Origin of the sequence: Kitasatospora sp. NPDC091257 (assembly GCF_044757675.1) — a bacterium.
GTDB lineage: Bacteria > Actinomycetota > Actinomycetes > Streptomycetales > Streptomycetaceae > Kitasatospora > Kitasatospora lactacystinica.
On the sequence record NZ_JBIVVI010001869.1, the window covers coordinates 1 to 1,090 of the forward strand.

General features: G+C 71.7%; 1 protein-coding gene. It reads right to left on the minus strand.

The window, feature by feature from the left end; translation table 11 throughout:
• Positions 1 to 270: 270 nt before the first annotated feature.
• Positions 271 to 924 (minus strand): TetR/AcrR family transcriptional regulator, encoded by a 654-nt coding sequence (locus ACIQOV_RS42570; RefSeq protein ID WP_401056647.1) that lies wholly within the window; start codon positions 922 to 924, stop codon positions 271 to 273.
• Positions 925 to 1,090 lie beyond the last annotated feature (166 nt).

Here is a 1,090-nt window from a genome sequence, read left to right on the forward strand (position 1 = left end):
GCCGCCCGATGTCCGTGGAGAGCCGCTTCTGGAGGTCGGCGGGGACTTCGCCGGTCTTCACCTGGCCGGTGTCGGCGAGCGCGGCCTGCGCCTGGAAGACCGGCTGGAGGGCGAAAGGGGATCGGTCAGCGGACATGCGGGCTGCCTCTCTCGGCGGGCGGTGGCGTCGGCGGGCGGGACGTCGGCGGTCGGGGACTCGGGTGCGCGGGGGCCCGACGGCCGCGGAAGCGGCGTGCGGCGGGCACGGCCTCGCAGAGTTTAGAGGTTCCGTCAGGATTGGCCGAATCCGTCGCCGCCGGCTCGTCCGGGGCCCCCGCTGCCTCCGGAGTCCCCGCCGCCCCCGGCGCCTCGCCGGGGGTCTCCCAGCTCCGCCTCGATCGCCCCGCGCAGCAGGCGGCGGGCGTGCTCGACCGGCAGCGAGCCGCTGAGCCAGCGCACGCTCAGGCCCTCGACGAGTGCGGTCAGCCGTTCGGCGGCCGCCGCGTGCGCCGGCGCGGTGCCGCCCGGATCGGCCCGGGCGAGCAGTTCGGCGACGTCGTGAACCCAGGTGTGGGTGGTTCGCGCGAGGTCCTCGCGAAGCTCCGGGTCGAAGACCGCGGTGGCTCTCAACTCGCCCCAGGCGGTGCTGTTCTCCCGTACTTCGACGGTGTCCTGGAGCTCCAGGAGCAGCACCTGTTCCAGGTCGGCGCGGGGGTCCTCGGTCCGGGGCACCGGGTCCGGTTCGGCGGTGTAGTGGTCGGCGCGGTCGCTGATGAAGTCGAGCGTCCGGCGCAGCAGGCCGGCCCGGTCGGTGAAGTGGTAGTAGATCAACGAGGTGGACACCCCGGCTTCGCTCGCCAGCTCGCCCACCCGCAGTCCGCGTACGCCGCGCCGGGCGATGACCCTGGTGGCGGCCTTGAGTATTTCTGTCCGACGGTCCGACATGGGCGCCCACTCTATGTGCTCCTCGGCTGGTCGGGCCAGTTGCCTGATGATCGTTTCAGGGTTTTCGAGGAGTCCTGCATCAAAAGCTTGACTGAATTTTCAGTACGGTAGAGGATGCGGGGCAACCCCCCACCTCCCACGTCATCCAGGGAGCGCCATGCACACC

What these genes read in the sequence shown, in the direction of transcription:
- ACIQOV_RS42570 (WP_401056647.1), bottom strand. Translation starts at nt 924, where the DNA reads ATGTCGGACCGTCGGACAGAAATACTCAAGGCCGCCACCAGGGTCATC.